This is a genomic window from Betaproteobacteria bacterium (assembly GCA_016194905.1).
In the GTDB taxonomy this organism is placed as follows: domain Bacteria; phylum Pseudomonadota; class Gammaproteobacteria; order Burkholderiales; family JACQAP01; genus JACQAP01.
Genome location: JACQAP010000023.1, coordinates 39878 through 47076 on the forward strand (window position 1 = coordinate 39878; position 7199 = coordinate 47076).

The window sequence follows — 7199 nt, forward strand, 5'->3', positions numbered from 1 at the left end:
GGGCGGGTCCATGTCTTTGCGCTTCCAGAATGTCCAGCTATACATGGGACTCTTTGTAATCTCCGCAGCCACGCTCTTACTCGAACTCACGCTCACGAGGATCTTCGACGTCATCTTGTGGGCTAATCTCGCGTATCTCATCGTGAGTGGCGCGATTTTTGGTTTCGGGCTTGCGGGCATAGTGCTCGTGCTTTGGCCGATGCCAGGTGTCACAACTGACAAACTGCTGGCCGCTTCCGCTACGGCGTTTTGCGCCACGGTGCTGCTTCTCATTCCTGCGATCAAGTGGCTTCCCGCCAATCTCAAGGAGGTACCCGATCACCTGCTCATACAGAGCTTCGCGTTTGGCAGCTTATATTTGTTCCTCCTCCTTCCTTTCTTCGCATCCGGGTTAGTCGTTGTAACGATTGTGACGCGGTACGCCCGGCACATCCACTATTTGTATTTCTGGGATCTGATCGGGGCAGGACTCGGCTGCCTTGGCATTTTTGTCTTTCCAAGTCTCATTGGGGGAGAGGAGACACTACTGGTCGTCGCCGCCGCAGCGGCCCTATCAGTAGCGCTGCTGGCGCGGCGAGGAAGCTGGACGCGGCGAGGGGGAGGCTGGGCAATGGTCGGTCTCGCCCTCCTTACCATCCTGTTCTCGAATCGCATCGATTTTCCGAGCCTTGTCGGCCGTGGGATCTATCTTAGCGAGACGGGTTCTCGCGTCGAATTTTCTCGGTGGGATCCCATTTCCAAAATTGAGGTGCTGAGACTGGACAAATCATGGGGCAAGCATATCGCCTACGATGGAGGCTCCCAGGGCTCGATGTTTCGGTCGTTCGATGGCGATCTGCCGGCGCTCAGACGGAACTACTTTAAGACCGTCGACGGCGAAAATCGATACAACAGTGGTAAGTATGTCGCCTTAGCACACTGGCTCAAACGTGACGCTGCTCCCCAAGTGCTGGTCATCGGCAGTGCCGGCGGGCAGGAGACCCTAGCCGGGCTCGCGTGGGGGGCAGCGCATCTGGACGCGGTAGAGATGGTGTGCACCGTCGTCCAGGCTGCTCTGGGACCCTATGCCGACTTCATCGGCCGTATTTTTACCAACCCGCGCGTGACAGTCACTTGCGACGAGGGACGGAGCTTTCTCCGGCAATCGGACCGCCGATACGACATCATTCAGATACATAGCAACCACACGACTTCGAGCGTGGCCAATGGTTCGGGGGGGGCCATGCCGGTCTATCTGCAAACGGTTGAAGCGTACAAGGAGTACCTCTCCCATCTGACGGATGAGGGAATCCTGCAGATTAATTACTTTGTCTATCCGCGGATGATTACGACGGCGGCGTACGCTTGGCACGAGCTTTTCCCCGGGAAAGATTTTAGGCGACATCTCGTTATTGTTAGTGGCTATCCAACCATGGATACATTTCTCGTCAAACGCTCTGAGTGGACGCGGGACGAAATCCAGGCGATTCGACACTTTCTGAGTCCGGAGTTCGCCGATCCGCGCACCTACAAAATTATATATGCCCCGGGAGAGCCCGAAGCGCGTTCTGTGCCGGATCAGTTCTTCCAGGTTCCGCTGCAGGCAAAGTTTGAAGAAACTCTGCCGTATAAGGTCTCTCCTCCGACTGACGATCGTCCATTCTTTCGCGATCTTCGTAAGCAGGTCCGACAGCTTCAGGCGGATGAAAAAGGGTATGTACCGCCGGCGACAGTCGAGTTCCTGAACCTGAGCTTGCGGAAGTTTGTCCTCATGGAGAATCTCTACTTCCCCATGGAGAATCTCCACCTCTATGTGCTCGGAGGCTTGTCCGTTGTCATCTCTATCATTTTCGTCTTCGTGCCACTGCTGTGGTTCCGGCGCCGGAGCTTATACGGTGCGGAGACAGTGCCGGCGCTGGTTTACTTCGCCTGTCTTGGCGCCGGCTTTATTATCGTCGAGCTGGTGTTCATCTCCAAATGTGTACTCTTGATCGGCTCTCCGATCTACTCGATGGCCACCGTGCTGTTCACTCTGTTGGCTTCCGCTGGCATTGGCAGCTTCTTGTCTGCCCGGCTCGCGAGTAAATGGGGGCGTCGGGCCATTCTGGCTATTCCAGCCTTCGGGCTCATTGCCGTGTTGTTGATTTTCGTGTTCCCATTTTTAGGGAATCTCACGCTCGGGATGAGTCAGGTATCCCGGATCTTGCTCGTGTCCACTTTCCTCGTTCCTCTGGGGATACCTCTTGGCATGCCGTTCCCCCTGGGGATCGCTGCACTCGAGTCCAAGGCGCCGCACCTGATTCCCTGGGCCTGGGGTGTGAATGGGTTTATGACGGTCGTTGGTTCTCTCGTGGCGGTGATCTGTTCGACCAAGTTCGGGTTCAATGCCACCCTAATTCTTGCCCTCGCCATTTACCTCATTGCGATGGTCAGCTTTGCTGGTCTCAAGAAGAGCAGCCCCGATTACCGCGGTCCTGATACAGGGCGTTGAAGCCTGCATGGGCCTTGGCCTGGAGATAGCCCCGATAAGCACCGAACATGCGCTGCATGTGCTCGCCGCGCCGATCGTAGGTGAACTCGTACGCGTAGTACCGCTCAGGCTCCGGCGGACAAAGGCGGGCGCCTTGCCGCGACGAACAGCACTCCGGTGGGATAAACGAGGCTTCCACCCCGGGCGTGCACCTGGTGACAGGTCTCGACGAACCGATTCTTCAGTTCGGCCACCACCCGCGGCGTGGCGTTCTGCAGCCGCGAACGTGCCATGCTGGAGAAGGTGGCCTGAAGCTCCCAGAATTCCTCCGCGGTCTCAATCACGGCCCGGTGTCCCAGCCACCCCACGTGGTCGACGAGGAATCCCGCACGCCGCACCCGCCCCGGCAGTTCAAGCGGCCCCAGCCCATGGTGCTCTGAGCCGGCTGGTCCTTCCAGACTGCTCCGGGGCAGACTCGCGCGCACGAGTCCGTCGAGAAACTCGCAGGCGCGAAGCTGCCTGCCCCGAAGTATGAGAATGCGGTCGAAGATCCGGCGCAAGGCCGCGGCGACACCAGCCGGCGACAACCGCGGCGCCCCGCCCCCGACCGCGACCACCAGGCGACCTCCGGCGCGCACGGCCCTGTGCATCTGCGCCAGGGCCGCGTCCGGATTCGGGAAATGGCGCAGCGCGAAAAGCGACACTGCGGTGTCGAAGGAAACATCGTCGACCTCCAACTGCTCGGCGTCCATGCGGCGGAATTCGACGCGCCCGGAGAGCTTCGCCAGATCCGCCTTGGCACGCGCGTGCGCGAGCATCCCCTCGGAGAGATCGATGCCGGTTACCCGACCCGATTCCCCGACCCGGTCCGCCGCATGCAGGGCCATGATGCCGGTCCCGGTTCCGACGTCGAGGACCCGATCGCCCGGTCGGAATTCCGCGAGAAAAGCAATGCGCTCGACATACCTGCCTGAATACCGCCCCACAAAACGGTCATAGGGATCCGTCACCGGATCGTAGCTATCCGCATCGGCGTGCTTGACCGCGTCTGCGTCAGCCTGCTTATTCGTCATCTTATTCGTCATCGGTTCGGATCCAATAAACTTGTTGTAAGTCGCACCGGCATGATTGCAACTTGCCGCATCTTGCGCCTTATCGAACGCACCCATACTATTGAAGTACTTCGGAACTGACCCTTTGCAATTGTGGAATACTTCCCCAGCTTAAGTGCCAAGTTTACAAGCCACCCCAAATAATTTCAGGAAAATCGAGATGCGACAGCACCAGGATTCAGAGGTTGTCAAAATTCGAAATTTGTCTTCTCGTGCTTCCGGAATAGCACTGCATCGCCATTGCCAAATCGGTTAAGGAGCGTCATTCATGCAGCGAATCACCCGCCATATAATTTTGTTCCTTGCAAGCGGTGTGACGGGCGCGGCATTTTATCTGGTTCTGGAGACCGACGATCCGATCTGGTGGCTGAGCATGGCGAGCGCGTACGGCAGCCTTGTTCTGCTTGCGTTGTCTCTGATGATCGGGCCGTGGAATCTGCTGCGCGGCCGCCCCAATCCGATATCCGGCTACCTCCGGCGGGATATCGGCATCTGGGCTGGCGTGCTGGGCGTTGTGCACGTCGTTTTCGGCTTGCAGGTGCATTTTGGTGGAAAGATGTGGCTGTACTTTCTGCCACCGGGGCTTGCAACTTTCCCCTTTCCATTGCGCATTAGCCAGTGGGTGCCTGTCGGATTGACCAATTATGCGGGGCTCGTGGCGACGTTGATCATGCTGCTTCTGCTTTGTCTTTCCAACGACGCTTCGCTGCGAGCGTTCGGCGCAAGCCGCTGGAAATCCCTGCAGCGCTGGAATTATTGGGGCGCGCTGCTGGTGGTCGCGCATGGAGTGCTTTACCAGATTCTCGAAAAACGCAAGGCGGGCTTTGTCGTGGCGTATGCAGCCATTGTGCTGCTCGTAGTGGCAATGCAGTCCGCGGGATTCCGAATCTGGAAAAAGAAGGCGCAATGAAAAGAAAAATCGCGATTGCCGGGTTGGGCGAAGCCGCCAGGCACATTCATATCCCTGCCTATGCAAAATTGGATGATCTGGAAGTGGTCGGGGGGTACGATCCGGCTATCCGGGAAGGCGGATTTGCCTTTCCGCTTTTTTCCTCAATCGATGAACTCCTGGACAAGACCTCTCCGGATATTCTTTCGGCAGTGACCCCGACCGCCCACCATTATGAGATCACCCGGAAAGGGCTGCTTGCCGGCTGCCACGTGCTTTGCGAAAAGCCTTTCATGGCCAGCATGGAGGACGCGAATGAAATAACCGCTCTATCCCGCGAAAAACATCGATGGGTCGTGGTCAACAATCAATACCGTTTCATGAACATCCACAGCAGCGCAAAAAAAGTCATCGGCACACCGGAATTCGGCGATCTGCTGTTCATCAGCGCCAACCAGACTTTCCTGGTCTCCGAAAAAACCGAAGCAGGATGGCGCGGACAGGAAACACGGCGTACTTGCCAGGAATTCGGCATTCATGCGCTTGATCTGTGCCGGTTTTTCTTCGACGAAGACCCGGTTTCCGTTTACGCACGCATGCCAAAGGGCGGAAATCCGAATGGCCCGGATTACCTGAATTTGATCCGCCTGGAATTCTCGGGAGACCGCGTCGCGCATATCAGTCTCGACCGCCTGTGTCGCGGCCCGCACCGCTATTTGGAAATGCGGCTGGACGGCAGCAGCGGTTGCGTCGAGACCAGCATTGGCGGGAACATTGCGCTTTCCGCGGGCGTGCGCGGCGGCTCGCGCAAGCCGTATGTGAATCTCGACGTCACGTTGGGTGGGCGCGCGTTGCTTTATCAGGGCGAAAATGTCAGGAAGATCGCATCCGATCCGCTGGACCTGTTTGCGCATGGCACCGCCCAGTTGATGCGCGCGTTTCTCGATGCGCTCGATCAAGGCGCCACGCCACCGTGCAATGCGGATGACAATCGCCGCACTCTGGCGCTGATGCTGGCCGCTTATGATTCGCACGAGCAGAAGAAAACCATTGAGATGCAATACTGAATTTCCCGCGGGTCACCCAGAATCGTGTGGGGGACTCGCGCTCAACTTTGTTGGACGCGGGTGAGCGAGTCTGATGGGTGAAGGTCGCCAAATCCAAGGCGCGGATCCGGAGCCAGCTTGGCTCTTCGGATTGTTCCTGCTTGCACTACTGCTTCGTCTGGCATGCTTCACCGGCATTATTGCGTCCGATGACTTGGGCTATTCCGGTTACGCGCAGCTTCTTGCCGAGGGGCGTTATGTCCCGGAATATCACCACTTCGCAATCCGCTATGGCCTCATCCTGCCGGTCGGGCTGATTTATGCGCTGTTTGGGATTAGCGAATGGAGCACGATTGCACTTCCGCTCTTCGCATCGTCGCTCTCGGTGGTGTTGCTGGCACTGATTGGTGCAAGGCTTTTCAGTCTGCGGGTCGGGCTGATCGCCGGATTGCTCTATGCAACGTTTCCGGGGGAGCTCCGTTATGCCACCGTACTCGTACCGGAAGCGGTGGCCGGATGCTATGTTTTGCTTGCGGTGCTCGTCCATGTCCGGACGGAGAACAGGGCGCCGGTGGCACTGGGTGCATTGGCCGGCGCCTGCCTTGGGATTGCCTATCTGACCAAGGAGCCGGCATTGTTTATCGCCCCGGCACTGTTTATCGATGCTGTGCTGCGGCGTCGCTGGCAGCAAGCCTTCGGTATTGTGGTTGGGATCGGCGCGATCATCGCCTGCGAACACGCCTATTACTTAGTGACGACCGGGGACCTGTTGTTTCGATTGCACGCCCTAGCCTCACACAACAAAATGAACGATACCAATGCCGGGAGGGTTGCTTTCGATCTCGCATACAGGTTATTCAAATCGTATCCCCGAATGATGTTGGTGCCGGACAAGAATTTCGGCTTGCATTCGTTGGCGACTCTGGTCTTGTCGGGGGTGGCGTTCTGGTGTTTCCGCAAAGATCGCCGAACATACTTCTTGCTGATTTGGGCGTCCCTCCCTTGGATCTACCTGAACTTCGGCTCGTCAAGCTTCGCGCATTACATTGTGATTCCAATTGCGCCACGCTATATTGATTTTGCCTATCCTCCGTTGTTCCTTCTCGCCGCCTGGCTGCTGGCCGATTTGGTGTCGAAGAACATCTGGACAAAGCGGGCCGTTCTGTCGTCTCTGGCGGCGGTCCTGCTGGTTGGGGTGGTCTGCGGCCTGTTGACGCGCGGGACGGGGTATCGGTCCGATCAGGTCGCCGTGCTCCGGGTCATCGCGGACAAAATTGAACGGGAGGCGCTTGGCTGTGTACGTTTCGACATCAATCCGGGTCAACAATCGATATGGCAGAAAACCCTGCGCATCCTTAGCGGGGGCAAGCTTCGGGAGTGCGACGACGGATCGGGCGGTGTGATTATCCGTCAGGACCACCTCGGCTTTCCTTATGTAGCCCCCAGCCAGCCGTAGCAGGGGGCTACTATGACCATCGATCGCATTAGCGAATACCTAAGGTGAATTTATAGACGTCGCTGAAGTGGCGGTCCTGATCCCTTGCCCCAACATTCCAAATGAGGTTTTGACGCGGCATGTACGAAGCTTACTACCAGCTCCAGGCGAAGCCGTTTCAACTGAGCCCCGATCCCGGCTTTCTTTTCTCCAGCAAGGGCCACCGCCGCGCCATGGCTTACCTGGTGTACGGGGTGCATCAGGGCGA

The 7199-nt window shown here is 57.7% G+C and carries 6 protein-coding genes; 4 read left to right on the top strand and 2 right to left on the bottom strand.

Translation table 11 applies throughout. The features are described 5' to 3' along the window. Positions 1-10 precede the first annotated feature (10 nt). Entirely contained in the window at positions 11-2470 is a 2460-nt protein-coding gene (locus HY067_16760; GenBank protein ID MBI3529606.1) for a hypothetical protein, read from the top strand. Here HY067_16760 and HY067_16765 read toward each other — a convergent pair. Both HY067_16765 and HY067_16770 read right to left on the bottom strand, forming a co-directional pair. After that, on the bottom strand, positions 2424-2648 hold the full coding sequence (locus tag HY067_16765; protein MBI3529607.1) for a transposase: 225 nt from the start codon (positions 2646-2648) through the stop codon (positions 2424-2426). The two genes, HY067_16760 and HY067_16765, sit on opposite strands and share 47 nt — an antisense overlap. Next, complete coding sequence (locus tag HY067_16770; protein ID MBI3529608.1) at positions 2575-3522, bottom strand: methyltransferase domain-containing protein; 948 nt, start codon at positions 3520-3522, stop codon at positions 2575-2577. Before HY067_16770 ends, HY067_16765 begins: the two co-directional genes overlap by 74 nt. Positions 3523-3829: 307 nt before the next feature. On the opposite strand from HY067_16770, the gene HY067_16775 reads away from it, so the two are divergent. From HY067_16775 to HY067_16785, 3 genes are all read left to right on the top strand, one after another. Further along, positions 3830-4471 carry a hypothetical protein gene (locus HY067_16775; GenBank protein MBI3529609.1) on the top strand — a complete coding sequence of 214 codons (642 nt, stop codon included), beginning with the start codon at positions 3830-3832 and terminating at the stop codon, positions 4469-4471. Then, positions 4468-5517, top strand: coding sequence for a Gfo/Idh/MocA family oxidoreductase (locus HY067_16780; GenBank protein ID MBI3529610.1), 1050 nt, complete (start codon positions 4468-4470; stop codon positions 5515-5517). Before HY067_16775 ends, HY067_16780 begins: the two co-directional genes overlap by 4 nt. 73 nt (positions 5518-5590) lie before the next feature. Further along, the gene (locus tag HY067_16785) at positions 5591-6952 is read left to right on the top strand and encodes a glycosyltransferase family 39 protein (GenBank protein ID MBI3529611.1); all 1362 of its coding nucleotides are present in this window, start codon (positions 5591-5593) and stop codon (positions 6950-6952) included. Positions 6953-7199: the final 247 nt, after the last annotated feature.

Bases quoted from the DNA above. Each gene is read 5' to 3' on its own strand.
- HY067_16775 (MBI3529609.1), top strand. From the start codon at position 3,830: ATGCAGCGAATCACCCGCCATATAATTTTGTTCCTTGCAAGCGGTGTG.
- HY067_16780 (MBI3529610.1), top strand. From the start codon at position 4,468: ATGAAAAGAAAAATCGCGATTGCCGGGTTGGGCGAAGCCGCCAGGCAC.
- HY067_16760 (MBI3529606.1), top strand. From the start codon at position 11: ATGTCTTTGCGCTTCCAGAATGTCCAGCTATACATGGGACTCTTTGTA.
- HY067_16770 (MBI3529608.1), bottom strand. From the start codon at position 3,522: ATGACGAATAAGCAGGCTGACGCAGACGCGGTCAAGCACGCCGATGCG.
- HY067_16785 (MBI3529611.1), top strand. From the start codon at position 5,591: ATGGGTGAAGGTCGCCAAATCCAAGGCGCGGATCCGGAGCCAGCTTGG.